The organism is Aeromicrobium sp. (assembly GCF_032084975.1).
Lineage (GTDB): Bacteria > Actinomycetota > Actinomycetes > Propionibacteriales > Nocardioidaceae > Aeromicrobium.
Genome location: NZ_DAMDLR010000017.1, coordinates 18,801 through 37,491 on the forward strand (window position 1 = coordinate 18,801; position 18,691 = coordinate 37,491).

Consider the following 18,691-nt stretch of genomic DNA (forward strand, 5'->3'; position numbering starts at 1 on the left):
TCCCACGCACCCGGTAGTTTGGGTGGCGTGACGGACTCGACGATCATCTACACGCACACCGACGAGGCTCCTGCCCTCGCGACCTACTCCTTCCTGCCGATCATCGAGGCGTACGCCTCGAAGGCCGGCGTCGAGGTCGAGACCCGGGACATCTCGCTGGCCGGCCGCATCATCGCCGCCTTCAGCGACCTGCTGCCCGAGGACCAGCGAGTGGCCGACGCCCTCGCCGAGCTCGGCGACCTGGCCAAGCGGCCGGAGGCCAACATCATCAAGCTGCCGAACATCTCGGCCTCGATCCCGCAGCTCAAGGCCGCGATCACCGAGCTGCAGTCGCAGGGCTACGACCTGCCCGACTACCCGGACAACCCCACGACGGACGAGCAGCGCGACGCCCGCGCGCGCTACGACAAGGTGAAGGGCAGCGCCGTCAACCCGGTCCTGCGCGAGGGCAACTCCGATCGCCGTGCGCCCGCCTCGGTCAAGAGCTACGCCCGCAAGAACCCGCACTCGATGGGCGCGTGGAGCAGCGACTCCAAGACGCAGGTCGCCACGATGGGTCACGACGACTTCCGCACCAACGAGCAGTCGGTCGTCCTGCCCGCCGACGACACCCTGTCGATCGAGCTCGAGGCCGCCGACGGCACCGTCACGGTCCTCAAGGAGGGCCTCAAGGTCCTCGAAGGAGAGGTCGTCGACGGCACCTTCCTGGACGCCGCCCAGCTCGACGCCTTCCTGGCCGACGCGATCGGGCGCGCCAAGGCCGAGGGCGTGCTGTTCTCGGTGCACCTCAAGGCCACGATGATGAAGGTCTCCGACCCGATCATCTTCGGCCACGTCGTCCGCGTGTTCTTCAAGGACGTGTTCGACCAGTACGGCGACGACCTCAAGGCCGCCGGCCTCAGCCCCAACGACGGCCTCGGCGGCATCCTGGCCGGGCTCGACGCGCTGGCCAACGGCGCCGAGATCAAGGCCGCCTTCGAGCGCGCGCTGGCCGACGGCCCGCGCCTGGCGATGGTCGACTCCGACAAGGGCATCACCAACCTGCACGTCCCCAGCGACGTCATCGTCGACGCCTCCATGCCGGCGATGATCCGCACGTCGGGCCACATGTGGGGACCCGACGGCGAGGAGGACGACACCCTCGCGGTGATCCCCGACAGCAGCTACGCGGGCGTCTACCAGGCCGTCGTCGAGGACCACAAGGCCAACGGCGCGCTCGACCCGTCGACGATCGGCACGGTGCCGAACGTGGGCCTCATGGCGCAGGCGGCCGAGGAGTACGGCAGCCACGACAAGACGTTCGAGATCCCCGTCGACGGCACGGTCCGCGTCAAGAACTCCGCGGGCGAGACCCTCATGGAGCACGCGGTCACCGCCGGCTCGATCTGGCGTGCCTGCCAGACCAAGGACGTCCCGATCCGCGACTGGGTCAAGCTGGCCGTCACGCGCGCTCGAGCCTCGCAGACGCCGGCGATCTTCTGGCTCGACGAGACGCGCGCGCACGACGCCAACCTCATCGCGAAGGTCAACGCGTACCTTCCCGAGCACGACACCGACGGCCTCGACATCCGCATCATGGCTCCGGCCGAGGCGACCACGTTCAGCCTCGAGCGCCTGCGCCGCGGCGAGGACACGATCAGCGTCACGGGCAACGTCCTGCGTGACTACAACACGGACCTGTTCCCGATCCTCGAGCTCGGTACGTCGGCCAAGATGCTGTCGGTCGTCCCGCTGATCAACGGCGGCGGCCTGTTCGAGACCGGCGCGGGCGGCTCCGCCCCCAAGCACGTCCAGCAGCTCGTCAAGGAGAACTACCTGCGCTGGGACAGCCTGGGCGAGTTCTTCGCGCTGGTCCCCAGCCTCGAGCAGTACGCCAAGGTCACCGGCACCGAGCAGGCCCAGGTGCTGGCCGACGCGCTCGACCGCGCGACGGGCACGTTCCTCGACGAGAACCGCTCGCCGGGCCGCAAGCTCGGCACGATCGACAACCGTGGCTCGCACTTCTACCTGGCGCTCTACTGGGCCCAGGAGCTGGCGGCGCAGAGCGACGACGCCGAGCTGGCGGCCGCGTTCGCACCGCTGGCCGAGAAGCTGGCGTCGCAGGAGCAGGCCATCGTCGACGAGCTGCTCGCGGCCCAGGGGTCGCCCGCCGACCTCGGCGGGTACTTCCAGCCCGACCCGCAGAAGGCGGCGGCGATCATGCGCCCGAGCACGACCTTCAACGAGACGCTCGCCTCGTTCTGAGTCGACGACGGCGGCGGCCGGGACCCTCGGGCCCCGGCCGCCGTCGTCATGTCCGCGAGCTCCGGGACGTGGAAGGCTCCGCGTGGGCGGGACGCGCGAAGAACTGCACCACCAGCAGGCCCACGGCGAACGCGACGGCGGGCACCACGATCGACTCGGCCATCGCGTCCGAGAACGGTCCGGCGAACTCGGCCGGCAGGCCCTGCCCCGAGACGGCCTCGGCGCCCGCATCGCCGGCACCGGGCACGTGCACGGCGAGACGGGCGGTGATCGCAGCGGCGATCGCGGCCGAGCCCAGGACGGCTCCGACCTGACGCGTCGCGTTGTAGACGCCTGAGCCGGCGCCCGCGGACGACATCGGCAGGTTGCGCGTGGCCGTGGACGCCAGCGGCGACCACAGGAACGCGTTGCCGAAGCCGAGCAGGGCGTTGAGGACGAGCAGCTGCCACAGGGGCGTGTCCGGCGCGATGACCAGGGCCGTCCCCAGCAGCGCGAGCGCGGAGACGGCGAACCCGACCGACGCGAGGCGGCGCGGCGGGAGGCGGTCGGCCATGCGGCCGACGATGGGCGCCATCACCGCGGTCACGACGGCCATGGGCACGAACAGCAGGCCGGACTGGGTGGCGTCGTATCCCAGGACGGTCTGGGTCCAGAGCATGAACGGGAACGCCATTGCCGTGACCGAGAACGAGACGGTCGAGATGGCGACCGAGGCCACCGAGAAGTTGCGGTCGCGGAAGAGGCTCAGCGGCACCAACGGCTCGCGTCGGTTGCGTGCCTGCCACCACACGAAGACGGCCAGCACGAGCAGTCCGACACCGATCAGCAGCGGCACCGAGAGCCATCCGTTGATGGTGCCCCAGTCGTACTCCTCGCCCTCCTGGATGCCGAAGACGATGAGGAACATCGCCAGCGCGCTGAGCCCCACCCCGACCCAGTCGAAGCTGTGGGAGTGCGTCTCGAGAGCCGGCACGAGCCGCCACGCCAGGACGAAGCCGATGATGCCGACCGGCACGTTGATGAAGAAGATCCACTCCCACCCGGCGGTGTCGACGAGGACGCCGCCGAGCACGGGTCCGACCAGCGTGGCGACGCCCGCGGTGGCACCCCACAGCGCCATGGCGCGTCCGCGGCTGTCGGCCGGGAACGTGCGCGTGATGACCGACATGGTCTGCGGCGTCATCATCGAGGCGCCGAAGCCCTGGAGGACCCGCGCGATGATGAGCCACTCGATCGACCCGGTCAGGCCGCACCACAGCGAGGACGCCGTGAAGATCGTGAGTCCCGTGAGGTAGACGCGCTTGGGTCCGAGGCGGTCGCCGAGCCGGCCCGTGATGAGCAGCGGCACGGCGTAGGCCAGCAGGTAGGCGCTGGTGACCCAGATGACCGCGTTGTAGTCCGCGGCCAGGTCGTCACGGATCGCGGGCGTCGCGACCGAGACGATCGTCGAGTCGACCAGGATCATGAAGAACCCGATCACCATCGCCCACAGGGCAGGCCACGGGCTGGCGGGCAGGGTCGTGGTGTCCGTCGATTGACTCACTCGGGGAATCTACGCCCGGCCACCGACATCGGCGCGTCGGGTGCCGATCGCGTCAGCGCAGCAGCTCGTGCAGGTGATGGTCGACGCGGGTGCCGTCGGCGAGCAGCGCCGTGCCGTTCTCGGTGCCGTAGCGGTGGAAGCCCAGCGTCTCGGCGATCCGCAGGCTGGCGGTGTTGCCCTCGGCCGCGATGAGCGTGACGCGGCGGAGGTCCAGCCCATCGGGATCGAACGCGTGCTTGACGACGGCACGGACGGCCTCGGTCATGATGCCGCGGCCGCGCGCGTCGGGGTGCGTCCAGTACCCGACCTCGCCGTGGCCGCCCGCAGGATCGTTGAGGTCCATGACGCCGATCGAGCCGACGAGTCGGTCGTCGCCGTCCACGATGGCCCACGTCTCGCGGTTGCCGACCGCGGCCTGCCACCACGAGTCGTGGACGTACGCCAGGCCCTCGGTCGTCCCGTACGGATGGGGCAGCTCGGACAGGAAGTGGCGGGTGCTCGGATCGCTGCACGCCTCGACGATGCGCGGGACGTCGTTGGTGGAGAGCGGCCGAAGGCGGGCTCCGGGGATGTCGAGCGTCGACTCGCGCCACGTCGTGCGGGGGACGCGGGCGTCGCCGAAGTGGATCGTCCCGATCCACGCGTCGTGGATGCGGCCCCGCTCGAGCAGCGCGTCGGGCTGGGTCCCGGTCAGGCGGAATCCGCACGCGTGCGCGACGCGCAGGCTGGGCAGGTTGCCGATCTGCGACCGCCATACGACGGCCTCCTTGCCGGCCTCGACGAACGCGTGGTCGATCGCGAGCTGCGCCGCCGCCGTGGCCAGCGACTGGCCCCGGCAGTCCGGGTGCAGCGCGAAGCCGATGTCCGTCAGGACCCCCTTGCCGCGGATGTCGACGTTGCCCGCGTACCGGCCCTCGAACTCGATGGCCCAGCACATGACCGTCCCGCTGTCCCACCCGTGCGGGATGATCTCGAACGCGAACTTCTCGCTGGCGCTGCGCGAGTGCGGCGTCGGGACGGCGGTCCAGCGGATCATCTCGGGGTCGTTCGCCATCGCGTTCATCCGGTCGACGTCCGCGGGCGTGTGGGCGCGCAACGTGACCAGCCCGTCGCTCAGGACGGGGACGCACAGCGGCCAGGTCGCGTCGGTCACCGCGACTCGGCCCGGAACGGGTCGGCCGGGTACACGCCCAGGACCTTGATCTCGGTCGTGAAGAACCGCAGCTCCTCGAGCGCGCGTGCGAGTCCCGGCTCGTCGGGGTGCCCGTCGACCTCGGCGAGGAACATCGTGGCGGCGAACTCGCCGCCGACCATGTAGCTCTCGAGCTTGGTCATGTTGATGCCGTTGGTCGCGAAGCCCCCGAGTGCCTTGTAGAGCGCGGAGGGCAGGTTGCGCACGTTGAAGATGAAGCTCGTGACGACCGGACCGTTGCCGGCCGGGGCCCGCCGGTCCTCGCGCGACAGCAGCACGAAGCGGGTGGTGTTGTGGGCCTCGTCCTCGATGTCCTCGGCGAGCACCTCGAGGCCGTAGATCCCGGCTGCGAGCGGGGGCGCGATCGCGGCCTGCGTCACCTGGTTCGCTTCGGAGATCTCGCGGGCGGCGCCGGCGGTGTCGCCCGAGATGAGCGGCGTCCAGCCGTGCTGGCGGATGATGCGCCGGCACTGGCCGAGGGCGTGCACGTGGCTGTGGACCGTCTTGATCGACTCGAGCGTCGTGCCCGGCGTCCCCATCAGCGCGAACCGGATGGGGAAGAAGTGCTCACCTACGATGTGCAGCCCACTGGTGGGCAGGAAGTGGTGGATGTCGGCCACTCGTCCGGCCAGCGAGTTGTCGATCGGGATCATCGCCAGGTCGCACTGTCCCGAGGTCACGGCGGCGAAGGCGTCCTCGAACGAGGCACAGGCCACCGCCTCCGCCTCGCGATGGTGCAGGTCGATGACCATGTGGGAGTTCGAGCCGGGTTCTCCCTGGTAGGCGATTCGCGTCACCGGCCCAGCGTAGGCCCGCCCGCTTCCGCGGCTGACCGGGTGGGGACGGATCTTTCGTCCTTCGGCCCGCGGGTGGGACCGATCTTGGGCCGGTTCGGCCCATATACGGGTCGAACCGGTACAACTTCGGTCGGGGGCAGGCCCGCGGCACGTCGAAGTTGGTCGATCACGACCGCGCGTTCGTGCCGGATGGCGAACGACGAGAACGCGAGGGTCCGACGGCCGTCGATCACGATCTCGTTGGACCGGTGCAGGTCGCCGGTCCACGACTCGACCGACAAGTGCGGGATGCCATGGATCTCGATCGCGAGGTTGTGCTGCGGCAGACACACGTCGAGGTAGTACCGCCCTTCAGGCCCTTTCATCGGAGCCTGCCGTTCGGGCTGGGGGAGTCCGGCGAGGACGCGGATCTCGTCGAAATCGCGCTCGGGCAGGGATTGGATCCCGCCGTTCGCGTCGAGGATCGACTGGATGATGACGGCCCGGTGGCGGCACGGACCTCGGCGGCTGAGCGCGTCCCGCATGCGTCGCACGCTGGTCAGCCTCTGTTGGAATGCGGCCAGCACGAGGACGCGGGCGCGCGCCTTCGACTCGGACCAGGCGGCGGCGTCAACGATGCTGCGTTCGAGCGTCGTCATCCGTGGATGACGGTTGACGAGCACATCGCGCGCGTCGAGCATCGTGCTCCAGTGGAAGACGGCGTCGAGGTCAGGCGCCTTCGCCCCCGCCGGCAGCACGATGTGGATCCGGTCGTCGGCGAAGCCTTGGAAGCCGAGCCGCCTGGCAGCAGTCAGTCCGCCGAGCGCTGAACCGGTGGGGGATGCCGCCAGTGCGACTCGCTCGTGTTGGTCCTGGGTCAGCGGGCCGTTGTGCGTGACGATGACACCCCGCGTGGGGCGATGCCAGGTCCCTGATCTCAGATGGCGTCGGACCGTGGCGCGACCGTACTGCTCGTTCGCCTGGCCGGTGGTGAGTACGTCGTCCATGCGCTGACGCTCGCCGCTTGGCGCGGAGCCGACCAGAGCCGAGCAGCGGGTTGTGGACGGCCGAGTCGCGCCTCGCGCCGTTGTGGACGACGGATCTTGAGTCGGCACGGCCCATATATGGGCCAATGAGCCGCAGGATCCGGCCCCACCACGCCGGCGAAAGGTAGAAAGATCCGTCCCCCGTCAGGCGAGGCGGGCGGCACCGGGGGAGGGGCGGACGGTGAAGACCTCCGGGTCGGGCCAGGAGCGAGCCGCGTGGGCGGCCTCGAGGCGGGCCCGGAGGGCGTCGACCTTGTCCGGGGCGATGAGGGCGATGGCGCTGCCGCCGAAGCCGGCGCCGGTCATGCGCGCGCCGAGGGCCCCGGAGGCCAGCGCGGCATCGACCGCGACGTCCAACTCCTCGCACGAGACGGCGAAGTCGTCGCGCAGCGACTCGTGGGACGAGGTCAGCATCGCGCCGAACTGGGCCCAGTCGCGCCGGCGCAGGGAGGTGACGGCGCCACGGACGCGCGTGGTCTCGGTCAGGACGTGCCGGGCTCGCGCCTTGAGGGTCTCGTCCTGCAGGGACAGCAGCCCGTCCAGGCCGATGGAGGCCAGCGACTCGAGTCCCAGCGCGGTCGCGACCTCGGCGCACTCGCGACGTCGCTCGGCGTACTCGCCGGCAGCCAGTTGGTGGTGGGCCCCGGTGTCGATCACGGCCAGCACGAGACCGGCGTCGGCCCAGTCGACGGGGACGTGCTCGACCGAGGGCTCGGGTGCGCTGAAGTCGACGCGCACCGCGTGACCCTCCTGGGCGAGGAGCACGGCGTACTGGTCCATCAGCCCGGTCGGCGTGCCGACGAAGTCGTTCTCGGCGGCCTGCGCGATCCGGGCGGTCTCCTCGCGGGGCCGGTCGATCCCGGCGAGGTCGTCGAGCGCGAGAACCACGCCGCAGGTCAGTGCCGCCGAGGACGACAGGCCCGCGCCGACGGGAAGGTCGGACTCGAGCACGAGGTCGGCGCCCGTCACGTCGCCGCCCGCGGCGCGCAGCGCCCAGACGGCGCCGGCGACGTACGCGGACCAGTCGGTCACGTCGTCGGGGGAGACGTCGACGGGGAAGGACGCGCGCTCCCCGCGGCTCCAGACATTGACGATGCCATCGGTCCGCCCACGGGCCTTCACCAGCAGGCTGCGGTCGATCGCGATCGGCAGGACGGCGCCCCCGTTGTGGTCGAGGTGCTCCCCGATCAGGTTGACCCGGCCGGGAACCCGCCAGCGGCGAACGTCGTCCACGCCGATCACCCTACTCACCGGCGCGGCTGGCACAATCGACCCCATGTCCCGCCTTCCCCGAGCGTTGTCCGGCGCCCAGCCGACGGCCGATTCTTACCACCTCGGCAACTACATCGGCGCGTTCATGAACTGGGTCGCGCTGCAGGACGACTTCGAGGCCTTCTACTTCATCCCGGACCTGCACGCGATCACGGTCGACTACGACCCGTCGAAGCTCGCCCAGCGCACGTACGTCGCCGCCGCGCAGATGCTCGCGGCGGGCGTCGACCCGGCGCGCAGCGCCCTGTTCGTGCAGAGTCACGTGCCCGAGCACGCGCAGCTGTCCTGGGTCCTCAACGGCGTCACGGGCTTCGGCGAGGCCAGCCGGATGACCCAGTTCAAGGACAAGAGCGCCAAGGCCGGCACCGACTTCGCGAGCGTCGGGCTGTTCACCTACCCGATCCTGATGGCCGCCGACATCCTCATCTACCAGGCCGACAAGGTCCCGGTCGGGGAGGACCAGCGCCAGCACGTCGAGCTCGCCCGCAACCTGGCCCAGCGGTTCAACCACCGCTTCGGCGAGACCTTCACCGTCCCCGAGGCGTACATCGTCAAGGAGACGGCGAAGATCTACGACCTGCAGGAGCCGACGAGCAAGATGAGCGGGTCGAACCCGGTGCACACCGGCGTCATCGACCTGACGGACACGGCCAAGCAGGCGGCGAAGAAGGTCAAGTCGGCCGTCACCGACTCCGAGACCGAGATCCGCTTCGACCCGCAGGCCAAGCCGGGCGTGTCGAACCTGCTCACCATCTACTCGGTGCTGACCGGCCGGACGATCGACGACATCGTCAAGGAGTACGAGGGCAGGCAGTACGGGCACCTCAAGGTCGACCTGGCCGAGATCGTCGGCGACCTCGTCGAGTCGTTCGGGTCGCGCACGCGTGAGCTGCTCGACGACCGTGGCGAGCTCGATCGCGTCCTGGCCGACGGCGCGGCCCGTGCCCGCGAGGTCGCCACGCCCACGCTCGAGCTCGTCTACGAGCGCTCCGGTTTCGTGAAGCCCGGGGCCGGATCGGCGTGACCATCACCGTCGGCGTCTCCATCGCCATCCCCGAGCCTCACGGTGAGGCGTTGCGCGACAAGCGTCGTTCGTACGGCGACGAGCTCGCGGACCGCATCCCCAGCCACATCACGCTGGCGCCGCCACTGCTGATCGACGAGGCCGGCATCGACGAGCTCGGAGAGGACCTGCGCGAGCTGACCGACGTCTTCGAGCCCTTCACCGTGAGCCTGTTGGGCACCGGCACGTTCCGGCCCATCTCGCCGGTCGTGTTCATCGCGGTCAGCGAGGGCATCGCCCAGATCGAGACGCTGGCCGAGGGGGTGCGCAAGGCGATCGGCGCGCCCGATCCGGAGTTCCCGTTCCACCCGCACGTGACGGTCGCGCACAACCTCGAGGACGCGTCGCTCGACCGCGCCCTGGCCGACCTTCGGGACTTCCGCGCCTCCTTCGTCGTCGACGCGATCCACCTCTACGTCGACGACGCCGAGCGCGGCTGGGTGCCGACCCACCGCTTCGGACTGGGCTGACTCACCGCGCGAGCGTCTCGACCAGCAGCTCGCGGAACGAGCGCGCGGCCAGAGGCAGGGTGTCGAGCGGCCCGTGGGCGACTGCGATGCTGCGCGACAGCGGCGGGTTCTCCAGCCGGGTGCGGCGCAGGCCGGCGCGGGTGCCCATGACGATGTCCGGCACGACCGCGTGCCCCAGGCCCGACTCGACGAAGCGCAGGACCGAGCCCATCTCGCCGCCCTCGACCGACAGGCGCGGCTCGAACCCGGCGGTGTGGCAGGCGCGCAGCGTGACGTCGCGCAGGTCGTAGCCCTCGCGGAACATCACCAGGGGCAGGCCGGCGAGGTCGGCGACGTCCATCGACTCGGGCATGTCGGCGTCGGCGGGGCTGGCCAGCACCAGCCGCTCGGTGTAGACGACCGACGTCTCCAGGCCGGGGATCTGCGCGGCCAGTGGCACGATCAGCAGCGCGAGGTCGATGCGCCCGGTGGAGAGCTCGCTGGTGAGGTCGCGCGAGCCGGCCTCGTGCACCTCGAGGTCGATCGCCGGGTGCTCGGCCCGGAATCGGGTGAGGACGGGCGCCAGCAGGCCCTCGACCATGGATGGTGTCGCACCCATCCGGACGCGTCCGCGCCGCAGTGACGCGACCTCGTGCACCGAGCGCGTCGCGTTCTCGGCCTCGATGAGGATGCGGTGGGCGTGGGGGAGCAGCGCCTCGCCGGCGCTCGTCAGCTCGATCCCCGCGCGGTCGCGCACGAGCAGCCGGGTGCCCAGCGAGTTCTCCAGAGCGCGGATCTGCTTGGACAGCGTGGGCTGCGAGACACCCAGCAGATCGGCGGCGCGGGTGAAGCTGTGCTCGTCCGCGACCGCCACGAAGTAGGCGAGGTGTCTCAACTGCACCGAGCCACCATAGCCGATGTCTATGAAAGTCCGCCTTACTTCGACTTAGCGTGAATCATCGAACGCGCCTAACCTGTGGCCGTGGCCACTTCCCAGATGACGCGCGTGCCCGCTCAGCGGTCCACGGTCGCGCTGAAGTTCCTGATGGCGGTGACCGGCCTGATCATGGTCGGCTACCTGCTGCTGCACATGTACGGCAACCTCAAGGTCTTCTCGGGCCAGGAGGCGTTCGACGACTACTCGCACCACCTGCGCGTGCTGGGCAAGCCCTACCTCCCGCACGAGGGCGCGCTGTGGATCATCCGCGTCCTGCTGCTCGCCTCGATCATCGGGCACGCGTACGCGGCCGTGGTGCTGTGGCGTCGCAACCGCAAGGCGGCCGGTTTCGTGGGCGGCAAGCGCTACCACTCCCCGCGCGGCAGCCGGGGCATCCAGCGCAGCTACGCGTCCTTCACCCTGCGGTGGGGCGGCGTCGTGATCCTGCTGTTCGTGATCTACCACCTGCTGCACCTGACCGGGAACCAGATCCACCCCGGCGGCGCCAGCGACAGCCCGTACGAGCGCGTCGTCAACGGCTTCGAGATCTGGTGGGTCGTGCTGTCCTACACGGTCGCGATGCTGGCCGTCGGCCTGCACCTGTGGCACGGCGTGTGGAGCGCCCTGACCACGCTCGGCGCCAACGGCAGCGGCACCCGCGTCGGCTCGCGCCTGACGCCCCTGTCGTGGATCGTCGCGGCGATCATCACCATCGGCTTCCTGATTCCGCCCTGGGCGATCCTGCTCGGGATCGTCGACTGAGAGAGACATGAACATGGCTTTGGACTTTCACGTCGTCGGCGACGAGATCCGCGACACCGCCGCTCCGGCGGGCCCCATCGAGAAGCGCTGGGACGAGCACCGTGCCCACATGAACCTGGTCAACCCGGCCAACCGCCGCAAGCTCAGCGTCATCATGGTGGGTACCGGCCTGGCCGGCGCCTCCGCGGCGGCCACGCTCGGCGAGGGCGGCTACCAGGTCAAGGCGTTCTGTTACCAGGACAGCCCGCGTCGCGCCCACTCGATCGCCGCGCAGGGCGGCATCAACGCGGCGAAGAACTACCGCAACGACGGCGACTCGATCTACCGGCTCTTCTACGACACGGTCAAGGGCGGCGACTTCCGCTCGCGCGAGTCGAACGTGTACCGCCTCGCGCAGGTGTCGGTGAACATCATCGACCAGTGCGTCGCGCAGGGCGTCCCCTTCGCCCGCGAGTACGGCGGCCTCCTGGACAACCGCTCCTTCGGTGGCGTGCAGGTGTCGCGTACGTTCTACGCGCGCGGCCAGACGGGCCAGCAGCTGCTGCTCGGCGCCTACCAGGCACTGGAGCGCCAGATCGGCCTCGGCACGGTCGAGATGAACACGCGCCACGAGATGCTCGAGCTGATCATGGTGCCCGACGAGGACGGCACCGAGCGCGCCCGCGGCATCATCGTGCGCGACATGCTCACGGGCGAGATCGAGACCCACCTCGCCGACGCCGTCGTGCTGGCGACCGGTGGCTACGGCAACGTCTTCTTCCTGTCGACGAACGCCATGGGCTCGAACGTCACCGCCACGTGGCGCGCGCACCGCAAGGGTGCCTACTTCGCGAACCCCTGCTACACGCAGATCCACCCGACCTGCATCCCCGTCTCGGGCGACTACCAGAGCAAGCTCACGCTGATGAGCGAGTCGCTGCGCAACGACGGCCGCATCTGGGTCCCGAAGAAGTCCGGCGACGAGCGTCACCCCGCCGACATCCCCGAGGACGAGCGCGACTACTACCTGGAGCGCATCTACCCGTCGTTCGGCAACCTCGTCCCGCGTGACATCGCGTCGCGTGCGGCGAAGTACCAGTGCGACGCGGGCAAGGGCGTCGGCCCCGGCGGACTGGGCGTCTACCTCGACTTCGCCGAGGCGATCGAGCGGCTCGGCCGCCCGGCCGTCGAGGCCAAGTACGGCAACCTGTTCGACATGTACGCCCGCATCACCGGCGAGGACCCGTACACGCGCCCGATGCGCATCTACCCGGCCGTGCACTACACGATGGGTGGCCTGTGGGTCGACTACGACCTGCAGAGCAACCTGACGGGCCTGTTCGTGGCCGGCGAGGCGAACTTCTCCGACCACGGCGCCAACCGCCTGGGTGCCTCGGCGCTCATGCAGGGCCTGGCGGACGGCTACTTCGTGCTGCCGAACACGCTGGCGAACTACCTGTCGAAGGCGCCGTACCAGCCCGTGCCCGACGACCACCCCCGCGTGGTCGAGGCGCGCCAGGCGGTCACGGACCGGGTCGAGAAGCTGCTGTCGATCAACGGCACCCGCACGGTGGACTCCTTCCACAAGGAGCTCGGCCAGATCATGTGGGACTACTGCGGCATGGAGCGCACCGAGGAGGGCCTGATCAAGGCCATCCAGATGATCCGCGACCTCAAGGCGGAGTTCTGGAGCAACGTCAAGGTCACCGGCGAGAACGAGGAGCTGAACCAGACCCTCGAGCGGGCCAACCGGGTCGGCGACTTCTTCGAGCTCGGTGAGCTCATGTGCATCGACGCGCTCAACCGTCGCGAGTCCTGCGGCGGCCACTTCCGCGCCGAGAGCCAGACCGAGGACGGCGAGGCCATGCGTCACGACGACGAGTTCGCCTACGTCGCCGCGTGGGAGTACGCCGAGAACCAGCCCGTCCTGCACAAGGAGCCGCTGGAGTACGAATACGTCGAGATGAAGGCCAGGAGCTACAAGTGAAGATCACCGTTCGCGTCTGGCGTCAGAAGGACGCCGCGACCAAGGGCAAGATGGTCACCTACGGGCTGGACGATGTCAGCGAGGACATGTCCTTCCTGGAGATGCTCGACGTCCTCAACGAGAAGCTCACGCTCGACGGCGAGGAGCCCGTGGCGTTCGACTCCGATTGTCGCGAGGGCATCTGTGGTGCCTGCGGCGTCGTGATCAACGGCATCGCCCACGGCCCCGAGGTCACCACCACGTGCCAGCTGCACATGCGCACGTTCAGCGACGGCGACGTCATCGACATCGAGCCGTGGCGGGCCGGGGCGTTCCCCGTCGTCAAGGACCTCGTCGTCGATCGTGGCGCGCTCGACCGCATCATCGCGGCCGGCGGCTACATCTCCGCTCCCACCGGCTCGGCGCCCGAGGCCAACAACCTGCCCGTGCCGAAGGAGAACGCCGACCACGCGTTCGAGGCCGCCACGTGCATCGGCTGCGGCGCCTGCGTCGCCGCGTGCCCCAACGGCTCGGCGATGCTGTTCACGGCCGCGAAGATCACGCACCTGGGCCTGCTCCCGCAGGGTCAGCCCGAGCGTGAGTCCCGCGTCCTGGGCATGGTCGAGCAGATGGACTACGAGGGCTTCGGCGGCTGCACCAACATCGGTGAGTGCGCGGCGGCATGCCCCAAGGGCATCCCGCTCGACGTCATCAGCACGCTGTACAAGGACCTGCGCAACGCGCTGGTCTGAGACCGCTTCGCACGGAGGGGCCCGCCTGATGGCGGGCCCCTCCGTCGTTCTGGCGTGTTAACGTGCCGGAGCAACAGCAGGACTACTCGGGGGTTGAGGATGCTTCGTTCGTTATGGAGGATTCCGGTTCTGGGTGCGCTCATGGCGCTCCTGGTCATGGGTGCGCTCGTCGCGCCGCCTGCTCAGGCAGCGGCCGACAACTCGATCTCCGGGGTCCTGCGGGACTCGAACGGCGCCCCGATCACTTCCGGAGACTTCGAGGTGACGCTGGAGGAGCAGGAGAACGGGGACATCGACCACGCGACCGTGGGCGCGGGTGAGTCCGAGTATTCCTTCGAGAACCTTCCCGATGGGGGGCTGTACAACGTCCGTGTCTTCGACAAGAACGGGCTGTACGCCAGCGTCAGAACCGAGGAGTTCACGCTCTCAGGAGGGCAGTCGCTGCGGAGGGACTTCGACCTCGTCGTCGCCGGTTCGGTCGAGGTGACCTTGCGCGGTCCCGGCGGGAGCGCTTTCCCCGCGGGTGAGTCGGGCTGGGTGTCGCTCGTCCGGAGTGCCCCCGCGGGGCCCAGCGGCCTGCCGTGGACCTCCGGGGGAGTCGAAGAGGTCTCCGGGCCCTCGGTCTCGTTCGACAGGCTGACCCCGGGGACGTACATGGCGAAGTACCGCTCCGACCGGGAGAAGTCCGACAAGTACGGAGCGATGTCGACCTCGTTCACTGTGGCGGCAGGCAGCACGCCCGCGTCGGTCGAGCTGACCATGGAGGAGCTCGGCGTCATCCGCGGGTCGGTGCGGTTGCCCGCGGGCATGAAGGCGTCGGCGTATGCGGAGGTCGACGTGGAGCTGCACTCCGGTGTCTGGGACGGAACTCCGATCGTGGAGCTGAGCAGCTCGGGCTCGTACTCGGTCAAGACCCTCGCGAACGACCCCGTCCTCGTGCACTTCGACAGCGACATCCGGACCATGGCCGACGCGTACTGGGATGGCTCTCGCTACGGCACGCCGGTCCGCGCCGATGCTGAGCGAGTCACAGTTGCCCCCGGCGCCACGGTCAATCGGGACATCACCCTGCGCCCGACCGGCACACACGGGCTGCCGCTGATCGAGAAGACCGCGTCGCCGAAGATCACCGGTCGCAAGCGCGTCGGCGAGGTGCTCTCGGTCTCGGCCGGGTCCTGGAACGTCGCGGGCGTCATCACGCGCTACCAGTGGTACCGCAACGGCACGAAGATCGCCGGAGCCGATGAGCCGCGTTACCGGCTTCGCATCTCCGACCGGAAAGCCAAGGTCCGCGCACGTGTGCTCGTGACCAAGCCCGGCTACGACTCAGGCGTCGCCTACGCGGCGAAGGTCGGCCCGTTCGCGATCGCGCTGTCGCGGATGACCTACAAGACGAAGGTGCTCCCGAACCATCGTGCTGCCGTGGTGGTCCAGGTGAACACCGGCATCGCCCCGTCGAGGCTGACCGGGAAGATCACCTTCCGCAGCGGGAAGAAGGTGCTCCGGGCCGCCAAGGTGTCGGGCAGCAAGGTCGGGTTCAAGGTGGGTGGCCTGAAGAAGGGCACCCACAAGTACCGGCTCGTGTACTCGGGCAACAAGCACGTCAAGGCCTCGATGCGCTGGGTGCGCCTCACGGTCAGCTGACGACCCGCTCCGATCGATCGACCGAAGGCCCGCCCGAACGGCGGGCCTTCGGCGTATCCCGGTGCCGGGCGCGCGTCCGCAGGTCCGCGTGACCGTGCTGGGTCGCGGGCGCCACGGGACGCACCTACCGCCTGCGCAAGGCCGACCGCGGCAAGAAGGTCTGAATTCGGCAGATCTCGAGCGTGGCTGGTACCGGCCGACGCCGGTGCGCTCGAAGCGCTTCCTCGTCCCCTTAGTGGGCCTGTGGTTCCACCGCGGGGTGACCCGGCTCTCTTTGTTTAGCGTGGTTAATGAACTATGCTAAGTACATGCCCACCGACTCCCAGCGTCTCGCCCAAGCGGTGGCCCGACTCAACCGACGCCTGCGCCAGGAGCGCCAGTCCGACCTCACCGCCACCCAGCTCTCGGTGCTGGGGTCCGTGCGGGTGCTCGGGCCTGCGACGCCCAGCCAGATCGCCGCGCGCGAGCGCGTGTCCCAGCCCTCGGTCACCCGGACCATCAAGTGCCTGCTCGACGACGCCTACATCACCAAGACCCCTCATCCCGACGACGGCCGCCAGGTCCTCGTGGCGATGTCCGACCTCGGCGAGAAGGTCCTCGAGCAGGAGCGGCAGCGCCGTGACCTCTGGCTCGACCGCCGCCTGTCCACGCTGAGCGCCGACGAGCGCACACGCCTCCGGGATGCCACCGACCTGTTGGTCAGGCTCGCGGAGGACGACGCGTGAGCGAGCGCCAGCGAGTGACCCGTCAGTGCCCCACGCTGTCACCGTCGGACCCTGTTCTTCCTGCGGCGGTGACAGCGTGAGTCCCACGTTCCGCAGCCTGTACGTCCGCAACTACCGCGTCTACGCCTCCGGCGCCCTCGTCTCCAACGTCGGCACCTGGATGCAGCGCGTCGCGCAGGACTGGCTCATCCTCGTCCTCACCGGCAGCGGCGCCGCGCTCGGCCTCGTGACCGGACTGCAGATGCTGCCCGCCCTGCTGTTCAGCCCGATCGCGGGCGTCGTGGCCGACCGGTTCCCCAAGCAGCAGGTGCTGAAGTGCACGCAGTTGGCGATGGCCCTGCCCGCCGCGCTGCTGGGCCTGCTGGCCGTCACGGGGACGGTCCAGGAATGGCACGTCTACGTCATCGCGTTCGTGTTCGGCGTCGGCACGGCCTTCGACGCGCCCGCCCGCCAGTCGTTCGTCGCCGAGATGGTCGGCCAGGACGACCTGTCGAACGCGGTCGGGCTGAACTCGGCGTCGTTCAACACCGCACGGATGATCGGCCCCGCGCTCGCGGGCCTGCTCATCGCGTGGCTCGGCAGCGGCGTCGAGGCGACCGGCTGGGTGATCCTGGCCAATGCCGTCAGCTACCTGGCCGTGCTCGGCTCGCTCAGCGCGCTGGACGAGCGACGACTGCGACCGGCTCCTGTCTCCTCGCAACGCAAGGGCGCCGTCCGCGAGGGCGTGCGCTACGTGCGCTCGCGGCCCGACCTGCTCCTGCTGTTGACGTGCGTGTTCTTCGTCGGCACGTTCGGGATGAACTTCCAGATGACGTCCGCGCTGATGGCCACCGAGGTCTACGGCAAGGGCGCGGGGGAGTACGGCGTGCTCGGGTCGATCCTGGCGATCGGCTCGCTGGCCGGCGCCCTGATGGCGGCGCGCCGCGTTCGGCCGCGACTGATCTTCGTCGTGGTCGCCGGGACCGTCTTCGGCGTGGCGGAGGTCGTCGCCGGGCTCATGCCGAGCTACCTGACGTTCGCGCTGCTGCTGCCGTTGCTGGGGTTCTCGTCGCTCACCATGGTCACCTCGGCGAACGGCCTGATCCAGATGACCTCGGCACCGGAGATGCGCGGGCGGGTCGCCGCGCTCTACCTCATGGTGTTCCTCGGCGGCACGCCGTTCGGGGCGCCCCTGATCGGCTGGATCGGCGAGGCGTTCGGCGCGCGGTGGACGCTCATCATCGGCGGTGCCCTGTCCGCGCTGGGCATCGTGGTGGCCGCAGCGCTCTACACGCGGGTGCATCCGGTCACGCGCGAGCAGATCTCACCGCGGCTGCGTCGGCGCTCCCGGCAGGACCTCGACCACGAGGCCCTCGTCGGGGTCGACTGAGCCGACCTCGCGCTCGCCGAGCTTCACCACGACGACGCCGCCCAGGACCAGCAGCGCTCCGACGAACTGGGTCGGCTGTGGCTTCTGGTCCAGCAGGGCCCACGCGAAGACGACGGCTGCCGCTACCTCCGAGAGTGCGATGAACGAGGCGAGCCGCGAGCCGAGTCGTCGCGCGGCGGCGATCCCCGTGACGTAGGCCAGCGCGGCGGTGACGAGGCCGAGCAGGACCACCGGGACCCACCACGGCACCGTGCCGATGGTGAAGGTGACCGGGGACGTGTTCATCGAGAGCGGCAGCCAGCCGATCAGGGCCGTGAGCCAGAAGACGGCGGTGGCCACGAGCAGCCCGCCGGCCGCCAGGGTGATCGGCGGGAGCCCGCTGGTGTCATCGGCCGAGATCACGAAGTAGGCGGCCGCACCCACCATCGCCCCGAGCGCGAGCAGGACGCCGATGACGTCGACCGCGGTCCCGCCGACGTCCAGGAGCAGCACGAGGCCGCCGGCCGCGACGGCCGCGCCGACCACGGTCAGGCGACCCGGCCGCTGGCCACCCGCCCACCACATCCAGCACACGACGGCCACCGGGGCGGTGTACTCGATCAGCAGCGCCACGGCGACGTCGAGGCGCGCGACCGACATGAAGTAGAACAGCTGGGCGCCGGCCACGGCGAGCAGTCCGTACAGCACGATCGTCCGGGCGTGGGTGATCAGCAGCCGGGTGCGTCCGCGGATGGCGAGCGCGCCGGGGACGGCCAGGACCACGGCGGCGATCGTGACGCGTAGCGCCACGGCGGCGCCCGCCGACCAGCCGGCGTCCATCAGTCCGCGGGCCAGCGTGCCGGACATCCCGAAGGCCACGGCGGACGTGAGCGCCAGTGCCAGGCCGGCCGCCGACCGGCGGGCGACGATGGTGGCGTCAGGAGTGTCCGTGCTCATGAGTCCTGACGCTAGACCTCCATGTCGTAAGGTGTC

At 69.8% G+C, this 18,691-nt stretch carries 16 protein-coding genes; 9 read left to right on the plus strand and 7 right to left on the minus strand.

From position 1 onward, the window contains the following. Window positions 1-27: 27 nt before the first annotated feature. Window positions 28-2,244: an NADP-dependent isocitrate dehydrogenase gene (locus RT323_RS06385; protein ID WP_313406040.1), complete on the plus strand. Its 2,217-nt coding sequence runs from the start codon at window positions 28-30 to the stop codon at window positions 2,242-2,244. Window positions 2,245-2,290: 46 nt separating this feature from the next. Here the strand turns inward: RT323_RS06385 and RT323_RS06390 are convergent, their stop codons facing one another. The 5 genes from RT323_RS06390 to galK form a co-directional block, all read right to left on the minus strand. Continuing rightward, the gene (locus tag RT323_RS06390; protein ID WP_313406042.1) at window positions 2,291-3,787 is read right to left on the minus strand and encodes a DHA2 family efflux MFS transporter permease subunit; all 1,497 of its coding nucleotides are present in this window, start codon (window positions 3,785-3,787) and stop codon (window positions 2,291-2,293) included. A 52-nt stretch (window positions 3,788-3,839) separates the two neighbouring features. Continuing rightward, a complete protein-coding gene (locus tag RT323_RS06395; RefSeq protein ID WP_313406044.1) occupies window positions 3,840-4,940 on the minus strand; it encodes a GNAT family N-acetyltransferase in 1,101 nt (366 codons plus the stop codon). Next, a complete protein-coding gene (locus tag RT323_RS06400) occupies window positions 4,937-5,767 on the minus strand; it encodes a prephenate dehydratase (RefSeq protein WP_313406117.1) in 831 nt (276 codons plus the stop codon). Before RT323_RS06400 ends, RT323_RS06395 begins: the two co-directional genes overlap by 4 nt. A 5-nt stretch (window positions 5,768-5,772) precedes the next feature. Beyond that, window positions 5,773-6,762 carry a hypothetical protein gene (locus RT323_RS06405; protein WP_313406047.1) on the minus strand — a complete coding sequence of 330 codons (990 nt, stop codon included), beginning with the start codon at window positions 6,760-6,762 and terminating at the stop codon, window positions 5,773-5,775. Between the two features lie 183 nt (window positions 6,763-6,945). Continuing rightward, complete coding sequence (gene galK / locus RT323_RS06410) at window positions 6,946-8,034, minus strand: galactokinase (RefSeq protein ID WP_313406049.1); 1,089 nt, start codon at window positions 8,032-8,034, stop codon at window positions 6,946-6,948. A 43-nt stretch (window positions 8,035-8,077) separates the two neighbouring features. On the opposite strand from galK, the gene trpS reads away from it, so the two are divergent. Both trpS and RT323_RS06420 read left to right on the plus strand, forming a co-directional pair. After that, the gene (gene trpS, locus RT323_RS06415; protein ID WP_313406051.1) at window positions 8,078-9,097 is read left to right on the plus strand and encodes a tryptophan--tRNA ligase; all 1,020 of its coding nucleotides are present in this window, start codon (window positions 8,078-8,080) and stop codon (window positions 9,095-9,097) included. Next, window positions 9,094-9,606: a 2'-5' RNA ligase family protein gene (locus RT323_RS06420; RefSeq protein WP_313406053.1), complete on the plus strand. Its 513-nt coding sequence runs from the start codon at window positions 9,094-9,096 to the stop codon at window positions 9,604-9,606. The genes trpS and RT323_RS06420 overlap by 4 nt, the downstream gene beginning before the upstream one ends. A gap of 1 nt (window position 9,607) precedes the next feature. On the opposite strand, the gene RT323_RS06425 is transcribed toward RT323_RS06420, so the two are convergent. Further along, window positions 9,608-10,486 (minus strand): LysR substrate-binding domain-containing protein, encoded by an 879-nt coding sequence (locus RT323_RS06425; RefSeq protein WP_313406056.1) that lies wholly within the window; start codon window positions 10,484-10,486, stop codon window positions 9,608-9,610. Window positions 10,487-10,567: 81 nt separating this feature from the next. Between RT323_RS06425 and RT323_RS06430 the strand changes: the two genes are divergently transcribed. The 6 genes from RT323_RS06430 to RT323_RS06455 all read left to right on the plus strand — a co-directional run bounded on the left by RT323_RS06430 (window position 10,568) and on the right by RT323_RS06455 (window position 17,719). After that, entirely contained in the window at window positions 10,568-11,284 is a 717-nt protein-coding gene (locus tag RT323_RS06430) for a succinate dehydrogenase cytochrome b subunit (protein ID WP_313406058.1), read from the plus strand. 7 nt (window positions 11,285-11,291) lie between these two features. Further along, a complete protein-coding gene (locus RT323_RS06435; RefSeq protein WP_313406060.1) occupies window positions 11,292-13,250 on the plus strand; it encodes a fumarate reductase/succinate dehydrogenase flavoprotein subunit in 1,959 nt (652 codons plus the stop codon). Beyond that, on the plus strand, window positions 13,247-13,981 hold the full coding sequence (locus tag RT323_RS06440; RefSeq protein WP_313406062.1) for a succinate dehydrogenase/fumarate reductase iron-sulfur subunit: 735 nt from the start codon (window positions 13,247-13,249) through the stop codon (window positions 13,979-13,981). Before RT323_RS06435 ends, RT323_RS06440 begins: the two co-directional genes overlap by 4 nt. Before the next feature lie 141 nt (window positions 13,982-14,122). Next, on the plus strand, window positions 14,123-15,625 hold the full coding sequence (locus RT323_RS06445) for a carboxypeptidase-like regulatory domain-containing protein (RefSeq protein ID WP_313406065.1): 1,503 nt from the start codon (window positions 14,123-14,125) through the stop codon (window positions 15,623-15,625). Between the two features lie 308 nt (window positions 15,626-15,933). Then, a complete protein-coding gene (locus RT323_RS06450; protein WP_313406067.1) occupies window positions 15,934-16,350 on the plus strand; it encodes a MarR family transcriptional regulator in 417 nt (138 codons plus the stop codon). A 76-nt stretch (window positions 16,351-16,426) separates the two neighbouring features. Next, on the plus strand, window positions 16,427-17,719 hold the full coding sequence (locus RT323_RS06455; RefSeq protein ID WP_313406070.1) for an MFS transporter: 1,293 nt from the start codon (window positions 16,427-16,429) through the stop codon (window positions 17,717-17,719). On the opposite strand, the gene RT323_RS06460 is transcribed toward RT323_RS06455, so the two are convergent. Next, the gene (locus RT323_RS06460; protein ID WP_313406073.1) at window positions 17,654-18,655 is read right to left on the minus strand and encodes a DMT family transporter; all 1,002 of its coding nucleotides are present in this window, start codon (window positions 18,653-18,655) and stop codon (window positions 17,654-17,656) included. The two genes, RT323_RS06455 and RT323_RS06460, sit on opposite strands and share 66 nt — an antisense overlap. Between the last annotated feature and the right edge of the window lie 36 nt (window positions 18,656-18,691).